Here is a 21,951-nt window from a genome sequence, read left to right on the forward strand (position 1 = left end):
CTCAATCTGGTGATCCGGCTGGGATTCGGGCCTGGTTCAAATATCAGGGTTTCCGGACTTTGGTCTTACCAGGATTTTTAATGTTTGATCTTCCATTTATCTGCTAACTCGGCATTAAAACCATCAGCATCTTTAGGGTTAGGTTTTCCCTTGCCAGTAGTAATTAAACTGTATAAACTATTGTTAATATAATTCCCCCAGGCATCCTGGCAAACTTTGTAACATTCATATTCCGGCACTAAGCCTTGATGAGTGAATTTCACCTTTGTTTTCGTTCCTTCTGTAGAAATATTGAAGACGAGTTTAGTACCGATCCATTCCGTTTTATCCTTAGTAAAACTGAACTGATTGTCGAGAACTTCATAAACCAATTTTTTATAAGGGTCCATTTCTATGAGTTTAATTTTGCATATATGGACATCTTTATAGTGATAGACGAATACTTCGCCCAGCTTATCTGTCTGGCCTTCTATTTCTTCAGACCACCAGCCGCGAAAATTGCTGATAGCTTCGAAAGCAGCTTTTGGGTCCTGCTCCACTAAAATGGAGGTGGTGTAATCTTGCTTTTCCATATCATTTTGTTTTAAATGGGTTACGTTGACCTGATACTTTATTTCGGTCATTTGCTTTGGGCGATTGTTCCAGTTTGAGAGCAATAGTGTTGTCAAAAGGACGGTTGTCAAATTTGATGCAATCATTTATTGTCTTTAGTTAGGTAATTTATTGTTTAATAAGGTTTCCAATTTTTTCAGTTTCGATGTCCAGAACTCATCAAAGTAGTTCAGCCATGCCTGCAATTCTTCAAAACCGTCCTTTTTCAGGGTGCAATAGCGTTCCCGGCCCACATCCTGAATGGAAATAAATCCGGCAGTTTCTAATATTTTGACGTGCTTGGATACAGCTGGGCGGCTCATATCGAAATTATCGGCCAGGCTGTTGATGGTCAAACTATCTTGCGAAAGGAGCAGCAGCATTTTCCTACGGCTCGGGTCCCCGATCACCTGGAAAGTATCAAGTGTTGGTATGGCCATGTGCATCAGCATTTAAAAGTTTTTCGATCTTTTGGAATTTCTCTAACCAGCCGTGCAGCAGACCATGATACATGTCCAGATTTTCTGCTTTATCGAAGCCGCGGTGATCCAAAGACACTTCCGTGCCGTTGTTTTTGGTTTCAAGCCTCCAGGTTACAACCGATTCAAGTGTGATTCTACCCTGCCCAGGGCCGCAATTCCAGGAATAGCTTAATGTTTTTAAGGGTTCAATTTCCAGCACCTTGCAATAAAAGATGCCGTCAAAATTCAGGTTAGCTTTACTGCCTGTCCGGAACTGAAATTCATGCCCTAAAACAGGCTTAAAATCATTTTTCATAAGCCACTGTGCCATGAGGTCGGAATTGGTTAAATACTCCCAGACCGTCTCGACGGGATGGGCGAAGAAATACTGATGTTTAATAACTTTTGCCATAATGAGTAACCTTTAAGTTACTCAAATATATAAGTAACCTCTGGGTTACGCAAATTTATTTTTATTTTTTTGATCGGAATGGTCAGTCTTGAAGAGAAAATAGCTGTAGTATTCGCGGCATCGGGAAAAATTGCAGGAACAGATGCCTTTCACATAAAGGGTGTTTTTAACGCAAAAAGCCCCAACTTTCGTTGAGGCTTTTCGTGATCCCGCTGGGATTCGAACCCAGGACCACTACATTAAAAGTGTAATGCTCTACCAGCTGAGCTACGGAATCATTCCCCTTTAAAGGGAGCGCAAAGATAGAGTTATTACTTAAATATTCAAAATAATTTTCTCTAAAATATTTGCTTAAAACCTGCTTCAGACCGACAAATCAACACCATCAATATTTAACCATCATACATCCAACACGTTGCTTAGCGAAAATTTTATTTTCTGATATTAAAAATAAATCTGTTTAAATTTCATAATCGCTTCTGCATAGAAGCAACTATTAATTAACTGCCAACTTTCTTTGAGTTCCGGTCCGGTACATTTGCAATGCCAGAGAAAGTAGTATAAGCGTACAGCCTGCATAAAATCCAATTGATAAGGACTTATTTTCATGATAAATGACAATTGCAAGCAAAATGGTATATAGAGGTTCAAGATTAAAAGTTAAGCTCACTGTAAAAGAGGAAATGACCCTTAGCGCATCTATAATTAACAGATACATCACTATAGTGCAAAGAATGGAAAGTACCAATAGCCAGCCTAAATCTGCCAAAGATGGCAAGAAAGAGGAGACTGGAGAGATGGCAAGAAATAATGGCATCAGAAGAGTCAATCCGAGAAAACCACCAAGCATCTGGTGCAGGATCATGGTCTCGCTTTTGTATACTTTTGTCAATCTCTCGTTGAAAATGGTATAGAGTGCTCCAAAGATGGAAGATACGACGCCCAAAAGTATTCCGGTTCTATAACTTGCATCCATTCCAAAAATTAAACCAATGCCACACAAAGTCAACCCGCTTAGCAAGAGCTCCTGCACAGACAGCCTTTTTTTATTGATGGCTGGAGCCAGTATGGCGTTAAAAAAACTGGTTAGTGCAAAACAAACCACTCCTACGGAGATGTTGGAATATTTTATACTGCCGTAAAAGAATACCCAGTGAAGCCCCAGAATGGACCCGGTAGCTGCAATTTTAAATTTACCCGGAGAAGACATGAACCGCTGCTTACCGCTGAACGTCAGATAAATCAACATGACTACTCCAGAGATCAACATTCTGTACCAACTGAGCAAGCCCTCATTTAGGGTGATTAAACGACCAAAAATTCCAGTAAAACCTGCAAGAATTAATGCTATATGTAATTTTATATATGCTGTTTTCATCAAAAAAAAATTATACAAAAGATAACTTGCCTGCATATGCAAGCAAATAATAGAGTAAGAAGAATAAATAAAATTTGTGAATCTGTTACATAGAATAACGATGCAGGCCGGAACAGCCAACAGCAATGTCTAATGTAATAACAGGAAATTAAACAGTTGGAGGAGGAAGTACGTTTCTGTTCATCACGGTATTTGATTTATACAGCTCTATTAACTTATAGCCTGATGATTCAAATATAGAAGCTTTGGTGGAAAAAACAAATAATGGATATTATTTTAAATCGTTTTTTAATGTAAACGTTAGTATATCGTCTACATCGTCATGCGTATTATTGTACGCTTTATCTTCTAATTGAAAATGTAGCTTTTTCAGCAAAGAAACAGAATTTATGTTCACTGCAGATGGAAATGCCGTAATAACCCCGGCATTCAATTGATCAAAAGTGTATTCGATTACCCTTTTTAGAGCTTCCTCCATTATTCCTTTTCTCCGGAATTCGGGAAGCATTTCATATCCGATCTCTACAATTTCATTTTGGACATCAAAATTCCAGCAACAAACTGCTCCAAGCAGACGATGGTCTTCCTTTAAAGAAATCACCCAGTACAAGCTTTCGTTTCTTTTAATCACCTGCTCGATCTTTAGGATAAACTCTTCAGTTTCTTTTAAAGACGAGGGCGTTTTTCTGCCAACCATTGCATTCACAGCCTGATCACAGCGCATTTTATGAATAGATTCCAGATCCTGGGCAGAGATATTTCTCAGCAACAATCTTTCTGTTGTCAATTGAGGAAACGGGGAGAAATTTACATTTAACATGATCCATTGATTTATTTAAAGATAAACAAAGGAAATCATTTCACTGACAACCCTATGTCAGGGGTGGTTATTTTTTTGTAAGCAACCTTCTACCTATCCTGAAATAGCCAGATAAAAGTCAAGATCATATGCCAGATCTTTTCCCTTTCCAGGAACAGGATCTTTTTTAGGCCAGTTAAGGGTTAAATTATCCAGGCCGGCCTCCGTCATAATTTGAGAAGAATTAAATAAAAGACCGTTATAAGGAACTTTAGCACAAAGAGTACCATCTGTTTTAAGGAAGTCGAGGTTTATTTTACTGCAGTTTTTCATAGGAATATAAATTATTTTTTAATGGAGATGAAGCTATTATGAGCATATTCATTGCTGTTTGCGAGCGTTTGCTCATGATGGTTTCATAGGAATATAATTTTATGGTTATGAAGTTAGTTTTATAATACAAATTTACTGTAAAGGCCTTTCTTAGCATTGCAATAATCCAAGTAATGATTGCAAAATTCAAACAATTGGCATTTTCCTAAAGCATTTCCATCTTTATACTCTCGAAACGCTTTTTCAAAAGCGATATTTCCTTATTTTATAGACAACCCCTACTTTTAACATAGTTTAACAACCATAAAGATAATACCTTATTCCAAAAAAGCAGACTCGGTAGAGTCTGCTTTTTTGGAAATGAATATATATGTTCAAAATATGACCTAAGGCTGATTCAATGGCTGCAAAGCCTTTCCATTAAGGGAAACAGTCGCTTTATTGGATAAAATATAGCTGGTTTTAACGATTGAAGGACTTTGCAGGTCAAGTTTGCCTTCTCCCGGGATGTTAAAAATGGCTGATTTGATTTCGTTAGCACTGGAAAGTACCAGATTGGTATTTCCATTTTTTTGGTCTCCAATAACAGCGTTCAAAGTCAACAACTGCATTTTGTCCAGATTGACATACATGGCCGAACCAAGGTCCAGTGCTAATGAATCCTGACTAAATCCGGATATACCAATATATCCCTGGTAATTTCGGCCGCCATGATTCTCCTTTTCTATATATGGATGGGCAACAACTTTGTAAATATTTGGCGTGATCAAAATAATTTCCCCACTATTAACTTGAAAATCACTTTCTTTAGCTTCTTTAGTGAGGTCTATTTTAAGTGCATTTCCTTCCTTTGTCCAAACCAATTTACCTTTAATTCTATCTCTTACCCAAAGCCCTTCGGTTTTTCCTGGTTGCACAGCAATAGCAATCTTATTAGCAGATTCGACATGAAGTGTATTTATATTCTTAACCGTATTGTATTCCAGGCCATAAAAAGGATTTTTGTAGTCTCCACTTAAAAAGGAAGCCTTAAGGTTAAAATTATACGCGGCAAGACAAATTAATGTAATGATAACCGCAGTAATAATTAATATTGTACTGGTTCTCATAATTCTTTAGTTTTATAGTTCTGTTCAATAAAATTTTTAAAACGCACTTCAATCTCTTCTATAGTAATCCCCAGCAGATACATATTTTTAAATAGTTCCGGAAGTTCCTGCCCTATGAAGCGTTCCTTGCTGTACGCTTTAATTTTCTCTTTGGCATCTGCCGATATAAAAAAACCTATTCCTCTCTTATTGGCAATTACCTCCTTATTCTGAAGAAAGTCATAAGCCCTCACTACAGTATGTGGATTAACCTGCAGATCAGAGGCCATTTCTCTTACCGATGGGATCTTTTGTTCCGGCAGCCACTCCTGGGTCATGATTCTTTCTGTTACAAAAGCAGCAATCTGGATATAAATAGCTTCGTTATCTCTAAATTCCATATTACACCTGTTTTTCTTTAAGCCTGAAATAAGTACTCGTCCATAACACAAGCGTTAATAACCCCGCCATAACCAATAAAATAATGTCGCTGGTACTGGTCGGTCTGATAAAACAAAACTTCTCATTAATTTCAAGGGCAACACTATTAAATGGAACTCCTTTCAATACTTTGGCAGGAAAAATTGCACCTAGCATAATGGCATTGATCAGACAAAGGAAAATAAGGAATATAAAAAATGTAAATGCAGTTTTTATAAAATGTAGCTTTTCAAAAAAGATAGAGCCTATGAAGCAAGTGGAGTGCAGCACTGCAAACATTGGAAATGCAATCCAAATTTTAAAATTCATTGAAAATACGTTGACCACTTCACTCTTATGGGTCTGATCCATATTGCCTACAGCAACTACGGCATAATCTATAGCATAAAAACAAGCTATGTACACAAGCTGAAATATCACAAAAGAATACAGCCAGGCCACAAGATACTTTTCCAAATGTGATGATGGAAGGGTTAGAATAGGTATAGACTTTTTACTGTTTCCTAAATCAGAAAAAATCAAACTGGTAAATATGGTACCTGAAAAAAGCATTAAATTAAAAAAAACAGCTCCCTGAACGGTCGGGCTTATATTCCCACCGCCACTGTAAGATATAAATCCAAGCAATAATGCCAGAATTCCGATAAGTACACCTGCAGACATCAAATAGGTTTTGTACTGTTCAGCTGTTTGCTTTTTAAAAAGGCGCAGAAACCGAATAAGATTAAATGTATTGTTCATAGGGCTTATTTTAAAGAGTTAATGATGACCTGGTGATCGTTAATAATGGCATTAAAAAGCAATTCCATATCTACTTTAGAGTATTGATCAGGATGGCTTAGGCTAATCGTATTGTTACCTATTCCATTTTGTTCAGTATAGATAATAGCCTCTTTATTTGCCTGTCCAGAGGTACTGAAGTGTAAACGATCTGCAATTTCGTCCAGACTCTTACGGAGGATGATCTCTTTCTCATGTAAGATGACAAGCGTATCGATTAAACTGTCCAAATCCCGGACCTGATGGGTTGATATAATTACACAGCGGTCTTCGGTTAAAGACGAAGCCACAATTTTCCGAAACTGAACTTTAGAAGGGATATCCAATCCATTTGTGGGCTCATCCATGATGAGCAAGGAAGTATTGGTTGAAAGACCAAAGGTGATCATTACTTTCTTTTGCTGTCCAAATGACAATTTATTGAGAATCAAATCTGGCGAAACATCAAATTCTGCAAGTACTTTATAAAACAAGGCCTGATCAAATTTTGGATAAAAATGTGCAGTCTGCCGAATAAATTCATTCGCTGTTACTGACGGCATATACACTTCTTCGGGGATAAAAAAGAGTTCCTGCAAAAATACGGGCAAACGTTTGGCAGCATCGAAGCCGTTTACCTTACACCTCCCTTCAAGGGGAAATACCAGACCAGCTATATTTTTCAGCAAAGTAGATTTACCTGCACCATTTTTACCCAGGAGACCATAAATATGACCAACATCCAGGTTGAGGTTGAGATTCTTGAATAAGAGCGATTTTTTGCTGTATCCAAAACTAAGGTTTGATAATTCAATCATAGAAACAAGTTTACAGTATTACTGTATTACTTATGTAATACAGTACAAATGTATTTTATTATTTCTTAAATCCAAATATTTTTATCTCTATTCTTTTTTTTACCGTAGCAGCTAAAGTAAAATCAGCATCATATTGCTGTTCTAAACTCATTTTTTTTAATCTTTGCATATCATTTCTGTTTCAATGAAGAAAAAATCAAAAAGCCCAAGCCCCCAACCCAAAAAAGTCACTCCTGCAAGCACAAAATATATTCGGAGTAAAATCATTTTAATGGGGATCATTATAGTACTCGGTTTAATTCTTGTTATTGATTCGTAAACCGGTTTTATTAAAGCGATTGTTGGCGATGGTATGATTCGCATACCCATCCCCCACTGGCTAAAAAGACTTATTGGCTAATATGCAATAGGATTTAGTTTTGGCCCTTTTCAGCAAGTTCTGATTCTGGTACTGCAGAAGAAAGCTGATTTCTTAAATTCATTTTATAAATGAACAAGCCAATCATCAAGGGCAAACCATACGAACCCATCATAACGATATTGCCCATGCTCCAAAAATGTTCCAAATCAGACATAGAAAATAACATAAAGACACCTATGGTACATATCAGACTAAACAGGGTCAGCAGCACTCTGATGCTTAATGCAGACAAAGAGGTTTTAACCAGAAGTGCATAACAAAGCCATAGTAAGAGAAAACAGGGTATTGAGCAAGCCCCCCCTACCCCTACTGCAACCAAATAATAGATGACAAAATCCTTTGAAAAAACGTAATCAATAATCTGGGTAATATCGGTATTGAACATCACGGCATTATTTTTACTGGCATTTAAAAGTAAAAACAAAGGGCCAATAAAAATACTGGTCAGCCAAACTTTAAGGGGAAAGTTAAGCGTGCTGTTCATAAACGTGAATTTAAGAAAATTTCGGCAAAAGAAACGATCTCTTCGCTATGATATCATTTAAAAGAACAATAAAAATGGCGAAGAATAACGTTTATCCCTGGCTAAGGTCAATGTCTTAAATAATCCATAACTGTCTTCCTGCAACCGGTAACGTACAATCTTCCCGCTTTCTACTGTAAAATGTGCAGAAAACATAGAAGAATATAATTTTCCGGTCTTTAGCATTTTTGAGCTAAATTCACCTGAAGCGATGGCAAAATTACCTTCAACAAAAATATGCTCAATCTGCGCGCTTACAGGTTCTATATTCTGCCATAAAAGAGGAAAGAAATCTTCAATTTCTTCTTTGCTCTCTCTTCTTCCCAGCCATGGTGCGACGCTCTGGTTTCCTGGTATGTACCAGTCTACGTTTTCTGAAAAGAGGCTGCAAAGTGTTTCCAGGTCTCTGCCGGCTAATGCCTGATAAAAATTTTGAACTATTTTTCTGGTTTGACTGGTCAGGATGTCTTTCATGGTTGATTTTCTTTGGATTTAAAGCCAAAGAAAAAACACCCCACTGACAACCCTATGGCAGTGCAGTAAAATGATCCATAACGGTCATTGATAAAATAGCTTGCTCAATAGAACAAGGATTATCTGACAAATGGCCAAGAAAATATTCATTTACCTTTTCAATCATGGGCTGCTCTACATGTGGGATAGGTGCAAAAACCAACTCTGATTCCTCTCCATTTTTAGTCAATAAAACTTTATTTCCAAATACAGAAAAACGGATCTTTCCTTTGGAACCCAGAATTTCGCACTCGTCCTTCTTATCTCCTGATGAAACCGTAAAACACCAGGTTCCATTGAATACCACTCCGTTCTTAAATAAAATATGCCCGGCTACCAGATCATCAGCTTTACTGATCAAAGACTGATTGACAGAAACTCCTGATGATGCCAGGGGATCACCAAAGAAGTAGATCATCAGATCGAGTTGATGAGGAGCAAGATCATGGAACAATCCGCCGCCTGAAATTTCCGGGTTTAGCCTCCAGTTGGTCTCAGAGGGCGCAACAATATCCGTGTTTTCAGGCTGCAGCATTTGCAACTGTACAAATCGTACATCGCCTATTTCTTTCTGTTCCAATAGTTCTTTAATCTTCAAAAACATAGGCTGGGCCCTGCGGTAATGAGCTACACTCAATTTGACACCATATTGCTGGGAAGCCATTTTCATTCGTACTGCAGAGCCCGCATTGATGGTTACAGGTTTTTCTACATAAACCGGTTTACCGGCTGCCATACAAAGCAATGTATATTCTTCGTGCTGCAGTGGAGGGGTGGCAATGTATACTGCATTTACTTCAGGATCATGGATGAGTTCATGTACATTGCTGTACCATTTCGGCACACCATGCCGACTGGCATAGTCTGCAGCTTTTACTGCATCCCTGCGCATTACTGCCACCAGAGATGAGTGGGGAACCTTATTAAAGGCTGGCCCGCTCTTCACTTCGGTTACATCACCGCAACCTATAATTCCCCATTTAATTTCCTGCATCTATTGTAATTCTCAATTGGTCTGGTAAAGCTAGTTTATTTTGCAAAAAAGATTCTAATATATTTTCACCAGCTTTGGAACTGATTTTGTTAGAAGAGCGACCAATGGCATCTACAATAATAACGCTTGGCATTTTTGTGCTAACCTTGTTCCTGATTCTTGTGAAGCCTAAAGGTTTACCTGAGGCTTGGGCTACTGTAATTGGTGCTGCCCTTATGTTGCTTACCCAAAGGGAAACCATAGCACAAGCGCTACAAATCACTGCTCAAGGTGCGGATGTATTGCTGTTTCTATTGGCTTTAATGTTATTATCAGACCTGCTTGACCGCTCTGGTTTCTTCGAATGGGCAGCCATATGGGCGGCGCGATGGGCAACGGGGCATGGAAAACTACTTTACCGGAATGTTTTTATTCTGGGCGCCATTACCACAGCGTTCCTATCGCTTGATACTACTGCCATTATCCTTACGCCAATCGTTTTATCCTTTGTAAAGAGATTAAAACTCCCCGCTTTACCTTTTTTAATGGCCTGCGCTTTTATTGCCAATACAGGTTCACTGCTCTTACCAGTTAGCAATCTGACCAACCTTCTTTTCCAGGGACCACTGAAATTTTCGTTCGCGACATTCGCTCTACGGATGCTTCTGCCTCAAATTGCAGTCATTTTCTTAAACTACCACTTATTCAAATGGTACTTTAGAAAAAGTTTACCAGAGAAATTTAATGCATTGGATTTACCGGAGCCTAAAAGTGTAATTAAGGATCCTTTTTATTTTAAGGGTGCAATTGTTGTATTGACTGGTGTAACTATCGGTTATTTTATTGGTGCATTAATTGGAATTGCGCCTTATATTATTGCACTAACAGGTGCGGGAGCTTTGTTGATTTGGAGTATATATAGAAAGCAGATCAGCAAGGAGGTCATCAAAGGGATTTCCTGGTCATTATTTCCTTTTATTATAGGCCTTTTCATCGTCATTCAAGGTGTGCAAAATTTGGGTTTAACTAAATATGCTGCGCAGGGATTAATGTCGCTTCAGCATATACCTCTGCCATTGCAGATGCTCGGTACTACATTTGGAGCGGGAATTGGATCGAATATTATCAACAATATCCCCATGGCTTTATTGTCTATTTCCGTACTGAACATGGCACATTCATCTGAATTGGTCCAATATGCAGCGCTGATTGGGTGCAACATTGGGCCAAACTTAACTGTAGCTGGTTCTTTAGCCACCATGCTGGTGATCAGTTCAGCAAGGCAAAAAGGAATCAGCATGAGTGCATACGATTTTTTCCGGGTTGGTTTATGGGCTACGCCATTGTTACTGGTCGCTGCTGTGACGATCCTTTATTTAACCAGCTTTCTCTTCTGAATCAGCCACATTTAAAATAACATAAGTTTAGTTTTTACGTATGCCGACAAACTATACTAACTGAAATCAGCTGATTATTAAGTCTTATTGCCAAAAAGCAAGAATAGACCTTGTTTATTTGGAAGACTCAAAAAATAGTGTATCCTTTGCTGTTAAAAACTCATCTTTTTTTGAACAAAACCTATAGCCAAATGCCATCTGCACTTTCAGATCACGAACTTGTTCTGCTCCTAAAAGAAGGTCGGCATACTGCATTCGAAGAACTATACAATCGATACTGGAAAAAGATCTTACATTTGGCCACCCAAAAAACAGGCGATATCATTGAGGCAGAGAATATAGTTCAGGACATCTTTGTTTCGCTCTGGAAAAGAAGAGAAGATCTCAGCATTAGCTCAAGTCTAAATAATTATCTGGTGGTATCGATTAAATACCGGGTTATTAAATGGCTGGATAAACAAAGATCCCAGCGACTTTATGAAGGAGAACAACTAGCTACTTATGACATATTGGACGACTCCACTCAACAATATCTGGAATTTCAGGAACTTCGCGATCGTTTAGAAAAAGTATTGGCCACGCTCCCCGAAAAAAGTGTGATCATTTACAGAATGAACAGAGAAGCGGGAATGAGCCACCGGGAAATTGCCATAGAACTCGGCATGAGTGAAAAGGCGATAAATTCGCATTTGGTTAGAACAAAAAAGATATTGCGTGCTCATTTAAGCAGTTTCCTCGCCAGTTTTCTGCTTTAATTCGAGGCGACACCTTTTCGTAAATAATATTTTAAAAATAATTTGAATCATTTTCTCTTCTCAGGGTACTAGTATATAAAGGCCTTTAAAATGCAGGAAAAAGAAAAGATCAGATTACAAGAACTGGCACACAAATATCTCAACGGAACATTAACCTCTGCTGAGCAATTTGAGTTTGATCACTGGTTTGAACAAAGCGTTGATGAACCACTGACTATTCCATTCCATAAAAAGGTCACAGAAAAAACCCATAAAGCAGAGATTTTTGCAAGCATACAGAAAGAATTAAAATTTACAGAGCGGAAAACCTACCGCATTTGGCCTCGTGTCCTTGTCGCGGCATCTTTACTTTTATGTACTACAGTTGCTCTTTACTTCTATTTCCACACATCTCCTCTCCCAGTTCTTGCTTTAAGCAAAAGTGCGAAGCCAATACAACCAGGTGGGAATAAGGCTTACCTCACCCTTGCAAATGGAAGACGTCTGGCCCTGACAGACGCAAGCAATGGTGCTTTAGCTAAAGAATCTGGTGTACAAATCAGTAAAACTGCAGATGGGCAACTCATTTATACTATAGCAGACGATCAACAGAAAGAATCCCCGGGGGGATACAATACCGTAGAGACACCAAGAGGCGGCCAGTATCAAATACGTTTACCAGACGGAACCCAGGTCTGGCTAAATTCTGCTTCGACATTGAAGTATCCGGTTTGTTTTACTGCAAAAGCAACGCGTGAAGTTAAACTTCAGGGCGAGGCTTATTTCGAAGTAGCAAAAAATAAAAATGTACCATTCATTGTTGAGGTACAAGACAAGCAGAAAGTAAAAGTTTTAGGCACGCATTTTAACATTAAGGCCTATATTGATGAACCTGCACTAGAAACTACCCTTCTTGAAGGATCTGTTGAAGTCTCCAATACTTTCCAGAAAAACACCTTAAAACCAGGACAGCAGGCCTCCCTTCAGGACAATAAGCACTTCATTATTTCCGATAACATAGATTTAAAGAGTGTAGTTGCCTGGAAAAACGGTCAAATCCTCTTTGCAGACCAGGATATCAAATCAATTATGCGCCAGATCTCCCGTTGGTACGATGTCGATGTGGAATACAGGGGTAATATACCTGAGCGCTCCTTTAACGGCGGCTTTTCAAAAAGCTCGAATCTGGAGGAAATATTAAAAATTCTGGAATTAAGCCATATTCATTTTAAAACAGAAGGCCGAAAACTCATTGTAACTCCCTAATCTTAAAGCTAACCAATTATGAACCTTAAATACATCAGCTATGAAAAATTAACCGCATAGAAACATCTTCCGGTTAATAAAAAAACCGGCAATGCGACCAACATTGCCGGGCAATAAAAGTTAACCTTCCGTTCGCAACGGTAAATCTATTTCCAGATCATTTTTCCAGTTAACCAAATAACAAAAGTATGAATTTTTATACGCTATTTAAGCCGGCGATCCAAAAACGCCAGGCTTCCTTTAAACTCATTCTGTTTATGAAGTGTGTGTTTTTTTTAATGACTGTATTTTGCCTGCAAGCCTCAGCCTCCGGCTATGCTCAGCAAATCAATTTTTCAGAGCGGAATACCTCTCTGAAAAAAATTTTTAGTGTAATTCAAAAACAAACCAAATATGTAATCTGGTATGAGAACAAAACTTTAGAAGGCACAAACAATCTAAATGTGTCTTTGCGTAACGCTACATTAATTGAAGCTTTGGATGCGTGTTTTAAGGACCAGCCTTTATCCTATACCATTGTTAACAATACAATTGTTGTTCAGCGAAAGAACAAAAACAATGAGATCCAGACAAATGAATTTTCTGTAAAAGGGATGGTTACTGATGAAAAGGGATTGGGGCTGCCTGGTGTGACCATCAAACTTAAAGGGAGCTCAACCACGGTCATTTCTTCCAATAATGGATCTTATTCCTTTAACGTTCCCGATGGCAATGGCATATTAGTATTTAGTTATATTGGCTACATCAGTCAGGAGGTGAATATCAATGGAAAATCTACTGTTAATGTTCAGTTAAAGCCAGCCAACAGTGATTTAAGTGAGGTTGTGGTGGTTGGTTATGGTACACAAAAGAAACTGGATTTAACAGGCTCCATTGCTAGTGTTGGGAGTGAAAAGCTGGACAGCCGGCCAATGACAAATCTAGGCGACGGTTTAAACGGCCTGGTACCCAACTTAAATGTAAATATTAATAACGGACAACCGGGAACGGGTGCCAGTTTTAACATCAGGAATTACACAACCATTGGCCAAAATTCGAGTTCAAGCCCTTTAGTGCTTGTTGACGGCGTGCAGCGTGACCCTAACCTAATCGACCCAAACGATGTCGAAAGTGTGACCGTGTTAAAAGATGCCGCTTCCGCAGCTATTTATGGCGGCAGAGCGGCCTATGGTGTAATTCTGATTACTACAAAGACGGGAAAAAAGGGTAAAACACAAGTGAGTTATTCGGGCTCGTACACGACCTCACGACCAACAAAAATACTTTCCTCCATCAATTCACAACAGTATATCGATATATTCAACAGTGCGCAGAGAACAGGCTCAAAAAGCGGTGGTTATACCTCATCAGAGCCCTTTACCAATCAGGATTCACTTTTAATTGCAGCTTATTTCAGAGATCCTGCCAACAATCCCGATGCCTATATTGATCCGGGTAATCCAAAACGATACAGATATGTTGGGAATACCGACTGGGTAAAAGTCTTATATCCCGGATGGGCGCCACAGCAACAGCATTACCTGTCTGTTTCCGGTGGTGAAGGCAAAACCACCTATTCTGCAAACATGGGCTATTTTACGCAGGATGGTCTGGAAAAAGTTGCCAATCAGGTTTACAAACGCTATACACCAAGCTTAAAAGTGAATTCTGATGTAACCAAATGGCTGACCTTCAATTTAAGCATGTCTATGACTCATACAGACAATAACAAAAGTGCGAGTACAAACGTAAATCAAGGCGGAGCATGGATTCCCGGAGACCTTCGTCCGGTCATGCCTGTTTATCATCCCGATGGAAATTACTCAGGCCAGGGCAATTATACCAACCCGATTGCTGTTATTAATCAGAGCGGAAGAGATATTGAATCACAAAATGATTTCTGGACAACAGGAAGAGTTATTTTGAAACCAATAGACCATCTTACCATTACTTCAGACTACACCTGGAACAATTACAATCAATTTGACAAACAGCATTTAATCCCGTTTAATGAATACGGCGTGAACGGAGCATTCCTGGATGTTTTCCCTTATACAAATCCATCAAGAGTATCTGAATACAGACAAAACAACAACTATAATGCTTTCAATGCTTATGCCACATACGAGAACACATTTGCAGACAAGCATTACTTCAAGGCCATGGCCGGTTACAATCAGGAATACCAGCATTATGTTCTGAGCAATGAGTCTGCAAACAACCTCATTGATAATATGCTGCCTGCAATCGGTGCCAATAATGACCCTAAGCCAAGCGTGGGTGGAACTGAAACCCAATATGCATTAATTGGTTCTTTTTTCAGACTTAATTATGTTTACGATAAAAAATATCTTCTGGAAGTAAATGGCAGATATGACGGAACTTCACGTTTCCCTGCTGATCACCGCTATGCCTTTTCACCATCTGTTTCCGCAGGATGGAATATTTCTGAAGAGTCCTTTATGGAAAACACCAAAGACATCCTGAACGAATTAAAAATCAGGGCATCATATGGCCAACTTCCCAACCAACAGGTGAGTACCGGAATAATTACTTCTGCGGCTCAGTATCCATATATTGCAACACAACCAGGTGGCTCTGTGGGTTATTTGTTCAACAACCAGAAAGGTGTTACCGTTGGGGTTCCTGCTTTGATCAGTCCAGACCTTACCTGGGAAAAAGTACAAACCAAAAATATCGGACTTGACTATGCTCTGTTTAAAAACAAGCTGAGTGGGAGTTTCGATTACTTTATTACGGATACCAAGGATATGCTTGTTGCCGGACAGCAATTGCCAGCTACGCTGGGAACCGGCGCACCCTTGAGGAACGCAGCAAATCTAAGAACACAGGGATGGGAGCTGAGTATGACCTGGAAAGACCGTGCTTTTAACAATCAATTGTCCTATAACATTACATTAGGACTTTCGGATGCCTACAGTACCATCAAAAAATACGACCTGAACCCTATTATGAGTATCACTCAGAGTTACCCCGGTCAAAGACTTGGAGATATCTGGGGATTTGTAACCGAAGGCTTCTACAAAACAGATGCTGAAGCCGCTGCAGTTGATAATACTGCTCTTGCAGGTTACAAATGGCTTGCGGGAGACATCAGATATGCCGACTTGAATAATGATGGAAAGATCAGCAAAGGCAACAGTACCTTATCAGACCCTGGAGATCAGAAGATTATAGGTAACAAGACCCCAAGATACAAGTTTGGTTTTAACCTGGGCCTTGCTTACAAAAACTTTGATTTCACCACTTTTATTCAAGGTGTTTTAAAAGCCGATTTTATGCCTAATGATTATGCATTTTATGCATTTCAGGGAAATGAATGGAATATCCCCTATCAGTATGCAACAGACTACTGGACTCCGCAAAACACCAATGCTTATTTTGCACGCCCGCGTTTTGCAGGATCTGGCAACCAGCAGGCTCAAACCAAATTTCTTCAAAATGCAGCATATGCCAGGATAAAGCAGCTGACTTTAGGGTATTCACTACCTACACCGCTCATTAATAAGTTAAACATCCAAAAAGTAAGATTTTATGTAACAGGAGCCAATCTGTTCACCATTACCTCACTGTTTAAAGCCTATGATCCTGAAATGGTAACCAATGGTTTTGGCTATCAAGTTTATCCGATCAACAAATCCGTTTCATTCGGCTTACAGGTTACTTTATAAAAGAGTAGAAACTTAATTATAACAACATGAAAACAAAACAAATTATATATATACTCCTGTTTGCAGCAATTGCCTTTGCATCCTGCAAAAAAGATAGTTTCCTAAACCGGACCCCACTAAGCGACATCAGCCCGCAGAATTTTTTCAAAAATGAGAATGATCTGCAGCTGTATTGTAATCAGTACTATTCTCAACTCCCGGTACAAACTTTTGTAAATGCAGATGACAACTCAGATGATAAAGCAAATGCCTCCTTAAATGTCTTTCTGGCGGGTACATATACCATTCCAAATACAGCACCAACTTCCCCTGATCTAACTCAGGTACAATGGAATTTTAATTACATCAGGAGTTACAATTTCTTTCTGGCCAACTACGCTAAAGCAAATATCAGTGAAGACATCAAGAACATCTATGTAAGCGAGACCTTATTTTTCAGGGCAAATGATTTTTGGGGAAAAGTAAAAGCATTTGGTGATGTTCCCTATATCAACAAGTATATATCTGATACTTCCAAAAGTGTTCTTTATGGCACAAGAATGCCACACAAACAGGTTATGGATTCCGTATTAAAAGATATCAATTTTGCGGTTGATCATTTGCCGGTAAACGCAGCCGACGGACGTTTGAATAAATACGCAGCTCTTGCTCTTAAAGCCCGTATATGTTTATGGGAAGGTACTTACAGAAAATACTTTGGCGTTGGTGATGAGTCCATGTACCTTCAACAGGCAGCAGACGCTGCTGAACAGCTGATGAACTCGGGAAAGTTTGGCATTTATACAACTGGAAATCCCGGATCCGACTACTACAATCTCTTTATCCAGGATGAACTCAAGGGAAATACAGAAGCCATCATGCCAATGAGGTACATTACAACTATACTCATGAACAACTATGACCGGCAGCTCGGAGAAGCAGGAGATGGCTACAGCAAAAATTTCGCCAGATCTTTTCTTTGTAAAGATGGTTTACCTACTTCACTTAGCCCTTTATACAAGGGAGATGATACACCAGAGGATGAGGCAAGCAATCGTGACCCTCGTTATAAGCAGCAAATAGCGACAAGGGGTTTCGATTTTCTGAATGGAGACCTGATTACACTTCCACGAATAGGCACCTCGGTTACCTCTACCGGCTATCAACCTATTAAAGGAAGATCGTCGAGTCTGGCTGCCTGGAATGCAGGGCAATCTACCTTAGATCTTTTCATTTTCAGATATGCTGAGATATTATTAATTGAAGCAGAAGCCAAAGCAGAACTCGGCTTATGTACACAAGCTGTACTGGACCAGACCATTAATAAATTACGAGACAGAGTGGGTATGCCGCATATGATGTTAGCCAGTCTGGTAAAAGATCCTAAGTCAGATTTTCCAGGACTGCCGGTACTGATCGATGAAATCAGACGGGAACGCAGAATAGAACTGGGCTCTGAAGGTTTTCGTTTTGATGACTTACACAGATGGCATGCCGGAAGCTTGATCAACAATCCCGAAACCACCTTGGGCATGAAACTCACACCTGCACTTAAAGCGCAATATCCGGCAGGACAAGTAGGCAGCCTTGTGCTAGATAACAATAATTACATACAAATATACCCTGGTATTACCCGAACCTGGAACGATAAATTATACCTGTACCCAATACCAACACAAGAACTCACTTTAAATCCCAATCTAAAACAAAACCCCGGATGGTAGTTCAAACCTGTACATATTAAATTTTAATAAAGGAGCCCTCTTTAAAAGGGCTCCTTTTTATCTTAAATTAGCAAGCACAAACACAACAAATGAAATATTTAAAACACCTAAGCCTGCCTTTGCTGATCTGTACCTTATCGGCAAATGCTCAAACCAAAAACTTTGTCCAGATTCTTCCAACGGATACCGAAAAAGAGGTGATCCAAAAGGCTGCAAATGTAATCCCTGCTCCAAGGCAACTGCGCTGGCAAAATCTGGAGCTCACTACCTTTTTCCATTTTGGCGTTAACACCATGACGGGCCGGGAATGGGGTGATGGAAAAGAAGACATTTCTACATTTAATCCTGCGGAGTTAGACGCAAAACAATGGGTAAAAACCGTAAAAGACGCAGGTTTTAAACAGGTGATCATTACAGCTAAACACCATGATGGCTTTTGCCTCTGGCCAAGTAAATACACAGAACACTCTATTAAAAACACGCCTTATAAAGGCGGAAAAGGAGATATCGTAAAAGAAGTGGCAGAAGCATGTAAACTTTACAAGGTAGGCTTTGGCGTTTATCTTTCTCCCTGGGACAGAAACAATGCAGACTATGGAGATACCGAAAAATACAACAAATATTTTATGGAGCAATTGACAGAATTGCTGAGTAACTACGGAAAAGTAGATGAAGTATGGTTTGATGGTGCCAATGGAGAAGGGCCAAATGGTAAAAAACCAGCCTATCATTTTGAAGACTGGTATCGTCTGATCCGTAAACTCCAGCCACAAGCGGTAATTGCAATATCCGGCCCCGATGTTCGCTGGGTAGGAACAGAATCAGGAAAAGGTCGTTTAACAGAATGGAGTGTAGTACCAATAGGTCAGCAAAGCAATGCCAATACCGCACAAAACTCGCAAAAAGATATTTCATTTCCACCGCAGGGTGATATGACTGGAGATGATCTGGGTGGCAGAGATAAAATTGTTAAGGCCAAAACACTTGCCTGGTATCCTGCCGAAACGGATGTATCGATAAGGCCGGGATGGTTCTACCATGCGGCTGAAGATTCAAAAGTTAAAACACCAGACGAACTGATGAATATTTATTTCACCTCGGTTGGCCGCAACAGTGTACTCCTTCTCAACATCCCTCCCAATAAAGAAGGTCTGATCAGCGAAAGTGACCAAAAGACCTTACAGGAATGGAAACACAAAATGGATGCTACTTTTAACCATAATTTACTATCTGGAGCATCGGTTAAAAAAACCGGCATAAGCTGGCAATATGATTTAAAACAAGCTAAGACTTTCGATGTACTCGCTCTGCAGGAAGACATCAGCAAAGGCCAGCGGGTGGAAAAATTTACAGCAGAATACTGGAGCAATAACCAATGGGTGAAATTTGCAGAAGGAACCACCGTTGGCTATAAACGATTGATCAAGTTTGAGCCAATTACTGCTGGCAAAGTCAGGGTTCGCATTGAATCTTCCAGGTTAACACCTTATGTCTCCAATATTGGCCTTTACAAACTTGCTAAATAACCTGATGAAACTATTTTTAAAAAAGACGATCTTCTTTACATGCATGTTCCTGTATGGTATCTCGGCTCAGGCACAGGAAAAATTATCTTTCAATAAAGGCTGGAAGTTCTATGAAGGAGATATTCCTTTCCCCGTTATCAAAGGACATGGCCAAAGCTACATGAATGCGAAAGCAGGCAGCGCGTCTGGTGCAGCGGCACCAGGATATGATGACCATAGCTGGAGAACACTGAACTTACCCCACGACTGGGCGATAGAAAACCCAAATGATTCAACAGAAAATGTTTCACAGGGTTACAGGAAAAGAGGGTTTGGATGGTACAGAAGAAAGTTCAAATTAGATTCATTAGATCGCGGTAAGCACCTGGAACTACAATTTGAAGGTATTGCAACCTATGCCACCATCTGGATCAACGGTTCAGTTGTGCATAGAAACTGGTGCGGATATACCTCTTCTTATATTGACATTACGCCTTTCGCTAAATACGGCGATGAGGTGAACACCATAGCCGTTCGCGTAGATGCAAACTCCATGGAAGGCTGGTGGTACGAAGGTGCAGGAATTTACAGAGATACCTGGCTCATTAAACGCTCACCAATACATATCATTACTGATGGCGTATACGCCAACCCAGTTAAGCTGGCCAGCGGCCAGTGGGAAATTCCGGCGGAGATCAGTTTACAAAATACGGGTTCCAAACCAGCAACCGCACAGGTGGAAGTTGGATTGTATACCCCAGCAGGAAAATTAGTAGAGAAAAAAGAGCAATCTGTTACCATAAATACACTTGATACAAATTCTGTTCTTCTTAAAATCCAGACCAGCAATCCAGCTTTATGGACAATTGAAAACCCAACACTCTACCAAGTCAAAACTATTGTAAAATTAAATGGCAACGTAATAGACACCCTAAGCACTAAATGTGGGTTCAGAACCTTAAAATTTGACGCAGATTCTGGTTTTTATCTCAATGGCAAACACGTAAAACTGAAAGGCGTATGCAACCACCTGGACCATGCAGGTTTAGGTGTAGCCGTACCAGATGCCATTCAGGAATTCAGGTTACGAAAGCTGAAAGAAATGGGCGTAAATGCTTACAGATGTTCCCACAACCCTCCTTCCGCCTCATTTCTTGATCTTTGCGACCGCATGGGAATCCTGGTCATGGATGAAAACAGAAATTTCAACTCTTCGCCAGAATACGTTAGGCAATTGCAATGGCTGGTGCGCAGAGACCGCAATCACCCAAGTATCATCTTATGGTCTGTTTTTAATGAAGAACCCATGCAGGGCACAGAAATCGGCTATCAAATGGTTAGAAGAATGAGTCATGAGGTCAAAAAACTGGATTCTACGCGCCCGGTAACGGCTGCTATGAACGGCGGGCTATTTGACCCTGTAAATGTAAGCCAGGCCGTAGATGTGGTTGGTTTTAACTATCAAATCTGGGCTTATGACCGTTTTCATAAAGAAAACCCAAACATCCCTTTAACCAGTTCAGAAGACGTATCGGCCTTTATGACCCGGGGTGAATATACTACAAACAACGGTAAACATGTTTTTGACGGTTATGATACCCACGCCGCAGATTGGGGTGCAACACATCGCAATGGCTGGAAAGCAATTGCGGAACGCCCTTATCTTGCAGGTGGTTTTGTATGGACAGGCTTTGACTATCACGGAGAACCAACGCCTCATGCCTGGCCGACCGTCAGTTCCTTTTTCGGTATTATGGACCTCTGCGGATTTCCAAAAACAGCGTACTATATCCACCAGGCACAATGGCTGGAAGACAAAACTGTTATGCACCTGGTTCCTGACTGGAACTGGCCTGCCGATAGCATTGGCAAAAATATCAAAGTGATGGCCATCAGCAATGCAGAAACTGTAAAACTCTTTTTAAACGGCAAATTGATTGGAGAACAAAATGCAGATAAATATGAAATGAATACCTGGCAAGTTCCTTATCAGCCGGGAAAATTAATGGCTATTGGTTATTCCGGAGGAAAAGAAGTTTCCCGTTACACAGTTGAAACCACAGGCAACCCGGTTCGTTTGGCCCTAAGCCCAGACCGTACTTCAGTAAAAGGAAACGGCATTGATGCCATGCCTGTTACTGTTGAAGCCCTGGACGCCAAAGGCA

The 21,951-nt window shown here is 39.8% G+C and carries 20 protein-coding genes and 1 tRNA gene; 7 read left to right on the forward strand and 14 right to left on the reverse strand.

The features are described from left to right. Positions 1 to 77: 77 nt before the first annotated feature. From VNZ46_RS08925 to VNZ46_RS08990, 14 genes are all read right to left on the reverse strand, one after another. A complete protein-coding gene (locus VNZ46_RS08925) occupies positions 78 to 572 on the reverse strand; it encodes an SRPBCC domain-containing protein (RefSeq protein ID WP_325559771.1) in 495 nt (164 codons plus the stop codon). 135 nt (positions 573 to 707) lie between these two features. Next, on the reverse strand, positions 708 to 1,031 hold the full coding sequence (locus VNZ46_RS08930; RefSeq protein WP_325559772.1) for a metalloregulator ArsR/SmtB family transcription factor: 324 nt from the start codon (positions 1,029 to 1,031) through the stop codon (positions 708 to 710). Beyond that, positions 1,012 to 1,464 carry an SRPBCC domain-containing protein gene (locus VNZ46_RS08935; RefSeq protein WP_325559773.1) on the reverse strand — a complete coding sequence of 151 codons (453 nt, stop codon included), beginning with the start codon at positions 1,462 to 1,464 and terminating at the stop codon, positions 1,012 to 1,014. Before VNZ46_RS08935 ends, VNZ46_RS08930 begins: the two co-directional genes overlap by 20 nt. Before the next feature lie 204 nt (positions 1,465 to 1,668). Continuing rightward, positions 1,669 to 1,741: transfer RNA gene (locus VNZ46_RS08940), tRNA-Lys, on the reverse strand. 219 nt (positions 1,742 to 1,960) lie between these two features. Then, on the reverse strand, positions 1,961 to 2,842 hold the full coding sequence (locus VNZ46_RS08945; RefSeq protein WP_325559774.1) for a DMT family transporter: 882 nt from the start codon (positions 2,840 to 2,842) through the stop codon (positions 1,961 to 1,963). Positions 2,843 to 3,113: 271 nt separating this feature from the next. Beyond that, positions 3,114 to 3,662 carry a GNAT family N-acetyltransferase gene (locus VNZ46_RS08950; protein WP_325559775.1) on the reverse strand — a complete coding sequence of 183 codons (549 nt, stop codon included), beginning with the start codon at positions 3,660 to 3,662 and terminating at the stop codon, positions 3,114 to 3,116. Between the two features lie 93 nt (positions 3,663 to 3,755). Further along, positions 3,756 to 3,974 carry a hypothetical protein gene (locus VNZ46_RS08955; RefSeq protein ID WP_325559776.1) on the reverse strand — a complete coding sequence of 73 codons (219 nt, stop codon included), beginning with the start codon at positions 3,972 to 3,974 and terminating at the stop codon, positions 3,756 to 3,758. Positions 3,975 to 4,360: 386 nt separating this feature from the next. Next, positions 4,361 to 5,083 carry a hypothetical protein gene (locus tag VNZ46_RS08960; protein WP_325559778.1) on the reverse strand — a complete coding sequence of 241 codons (723 nt, stop codon included), beginning with the start codon at positions 5,081 to 5,083 and terminating at the stop codon, positions 4,361 to 4,363. Beyond that, positions 5,080 to 5,463 carry a GntR family transcriptional regulator gene (locus VNZ46_RS08965; protein WP_325559779.1) on the reverse strand — a complete coding sequence of 128 codons (384 nt, stop codon included), beginning with the start codon at positions 5,461 to 5,463 and terminating at the stop codon, positions 5,080 to 5,082. Before VNZ46_RS08965 ends, VNZ46_RS08960 begins: the two co-directional genes overlap by 4 nt. 1 nt (position 5,464) lies before the next feature. After that, positions 5,465 to 6,244, reverse strand: a complete 780-nt coding sequence (locus VNZ46_RS08970) for a hypothetical protein (protein WP_325559780.1) — start codon at positions 6,242 to 6,244, stop codon at positions 5,465 to 5,467. 5 nt (positions 6,245 to 6,249) lie between these two features. Then, complete coding sequence (locus tag VNZ46_RS08975) at positions 6,250 to 7,080, reverse strand: ABC transporter ATP-binding protein (protein WP_325559781.1); 831 nt, start codon at positions 7,078 to 7,080, stop codon at positions 6,250 to 6,252. A 413-nt stretch (positions 7,081 to 7,493) separates the two neighbouring features. Continuing rightward, the gene (locus tag VNZ46_RS08980; protein WP_325559782.1) at positions 7,494 to 7,985 is read right to left on the reverse strand and encodes a hypothetical protein; all 492 of its coding nucleotides are present in this window, start codon (positions 7,983 to 7,985) and stop codon (positions 7,494 to 7,496) included. A gap of 57 nt (positions 7,986 to 8,042) precedes the next feature. After that, a complete protein-coding gene (locus tag VNZ46_RS08985; protein ID WP_325559784.1) occupies positions 8,043 to 8,498 on the reverse strand; it encodes a nuclear transport factor 2 family protein in 456 nt (151 codons plus the stop codon). A gap of 52 nt (positions 8,499 to 8,550) precedes the next feature. After that, positions 8,551 to 9,531, reverse strand: coding sequence for a Gfo/Idh/MocA family oxidoreductase (locus tag VNZ46_RS08990; protein WP_325559786.1), 981 nt, complete (start codon positions 9,529 to 9,531; stop codon positions 8,551 to 8,553). Between the two features lie 104 nt (positions 9,532 to 9,635). On the opposite strand from VNZ46_RS08990, the gene VNZ46_RS08995 reads away from it, so the two are divergent. The 7 genes from VNZ46_RS08995 to galA form a co-directional block, all read left to right on the forward strand. Next, the gene (locus VNZ46_RS08995; RefSeq protein WP_325559788.1) at positions 9,636 to 10,907 is read left to right on the forward strand and encodes an arsenic transporter; all 1,272 of its coding nucleotides are present in this window, start codon (positions 9,636 to 9,638) and stop codon (positions 10,905 to 10,907) included. 170 nt (positions 10,908 to 11,077) lie between these two features. Further along, positions 11,078 to 11,662 carry an RNA polymerase sigma-70 factor gene (locus VNZ46_RS09000; RefSeq protein WP_325559789.1) on the forward strand — a complete coding sequence of 195 codons (585 nt, stop codon included), beginning with the start codon at positions 11,078 to 11,080 and terminating at the stop codon, positions 11,660 to 11,662. A gap of 90 nt (positions 11,663 to 11,752) precedes the next feature. After that, complete coding sequence (locus VNZ46_RS09005) at positions 11,753 to 12,907, forward strand: FecR family protein (protein ID WP_325559790.1); 1,155 nt, start codon at positions 11,753 to 11,755, stop codon at positions 12,905 to 12,907. Positions 12,908 to 13,095: 188 nt separating this feature from the next. Further along, positions 13,096 to 16,578, forward strand: coding sequence for a TonB-dependent receptor (locus VNZ46_RS09010; RefSeq protein WP_325559791.1), 3,483 nt, complete (start codon positions 13,096 to 13,098; stop codon positions 16,576 to 16,578). Positions 16,579 to 16,604: 26 nt separating this feature from the next. Beyond that, a complete protein-coding gene (locus tag VNZ46_RS09015; protein ID WP_325559793.1) occupies positions 16,605 to 18,281 on the forward strand; it encodes a RagB/SusD family nutrient uptake outer membrane protein in 1,677 nt (558 codons plus the stop codon). 89 nt (positions 18,282 to 18,370) lie between these two features. Next, on the forward strand, positions 18,371 to 19,807 hold the full coding sequence (locus tag VNZ46_RS09020) for an alpha-L-fucosidase (protein ID WP_325559794.1): 1,437 nt from the start codon (positions 18,371 to 18,373) through the stop codon (positions 19,805 to 19,807). A 4-nt stretch (positions 19,808 to 19,811) separates the two neighbouring features. Further along, the coding region (gene galA / locus VNZ46_RS09025) for a beta-galactosidase GalA (RefSeq protein WP_325559795.1) at positions 19,812 to 21,951 on the forward strand (2,140 nt) is incomplete at its 3' end.

Origin of the sequence: Pedobacter sp., from assembly GCF_035566355.1 — a bacterium.
Taxonomy (GTDB): Bacteria; Bacteroidota; Bacteroidia; order Sphingobacteriales; family Sphingobacteriaceae; genus Pedobacter.

What these genes read in the sequence shown, in the direction of transcription:
- VNZ46_RS08950 (WP_325559775.1), bottom strand. Translation starts at nt 3,662, where the DNA reads ATGTTAAATGTAAATTTCTCCCCGTTTCCTCAATTGACAACAGAAAGA.
- VNZ46_RS09015 (WP_325559793.1), top strand. Translation starts at nt 16,605, where the DNA reads ATGAAAACAAAACAAATTATATATATACTCCTGTTTGCAGCAATTGCC.
- VNZ46_RS09005 (WP_325559790.1), top strand. Translation starts at nt 11,753, where the DNA reads ATGCAGGAAAAAGAAAAGATCAGATTACAAGAACTGGCACACAAATAT.
- VNZ46_RS08970 (WP_325559780.1), bottom strand. Translation starts at nt 6,244, where the DNA reads ATGAACAATACATTTAATCTTATTCGGTTTCTGCGCCTTTTTAAAAAG.
- VNZ46_RS08985 (WP_325559784.1), bottom strand. Translation starts at nt 8,498, where the DNA reads ATGAAAGACATCCTGACCAGTCAAACCAGAAAAATAGTTCAAAATTTT.
- VNZ46_RS08995 (WP_325559788.1), top strand. Translation starts at nt 9,636, where the DNA reads ATGGCATCTACAATAATAACGCTTGGCATTTTTGTGCTAACCTTGTTC.
- VNZ46_RS08945 (WP_325559774.1), bottom strand. Translation starts at nt 2,842, where the DNA reads ATGAAAACAGCATATATAAAATTACATATAGCATTAATTCTTGCAGGT.
- VNZ46_RS08930 (WP_325559772.1), bottom strand. Translation starts at nt 1,031, where the DNA reads ATGGCCATACCAACACTTGATACTTTCCAGGTGATCGGGGACCCGAGC.
- VNZ46_RS09010 (WP_325559791.1), top strand. Translation starts at nt 13,096, where the DNA reads ATGAATTTTTATACGCTATTTAAGCCGGCGATCCAAAAACGCCAGGCT.
- VNZ46_RS08965 (WP_325559779.1), bottom strand. Translation starts at nt 5,463, where the DNA reads ATGGAATTTAGAGATAACGAAGCTATTTATATCCAGATTGCTGCTTTT.
- VNZ46_RS08960 (WP_325559778.1), bottom strand. Translation starts at nt 5,083, where the DNA reads ATGAGAACCAGTACAATATTAATTATTACTGCGGTTATCATTACATTA.
- VNZ46_RS08935 (WP_325559773.1), bottom strand. Translation starts at nt 1,464, where the DNA reads ATGGCAAAAGTTATTAAACATCAGTATTTCTTCGCCCATCCCGTCGAG.
- VNZ46_RS08980 (WP_325559782.1), bottom strand. Translation starts at nt 7,985, where the DNA reads ATGAACAGCACGCTTAACTTTCCCCTTAAAGTTTGGCTGACCAGTATT.
- VNZ46_RS08990 (WP_325559786.1), bottom strand. Translation starts at nt 9,531, where the DNA reads ATGCAGGAAATTAAATGGGGAATTATAGGTTGCGGTGATGTAACCGAA.
- VNZ46_RS08925 (WP_325559771.1), bottom strand. Translation starts at nt 572, where the DNA reads ATGGAAAAGCAAGATTACACCACCTCCATTTTAGTGGAGCAGGACCCA.
- VNZ46_RS08975 (WP_325559781.1), bottom strand. Translation starts at nt 7,080, where the DNA reads ATGATTGAATTATCAAACCTTAGTTTTGGATACAGCAAAAAATCGCTC.
- VNZ46_RS08955 (WP_325559776.1), bottom strand. Translation starts at nt 3,974, where the DNA reads ATGAAAAACTGCAGTAAAATAAACCTCGACTTCCTTAAAACAGATGGT.
- VNZ46_RS09020 (WP_325559794.1), top strand. Translation starts at nt 18,371, where the DNA reads ATGAAATATTTAAAACACCTAAGCCTGCCTTTGCTGATCTGTACCTTA.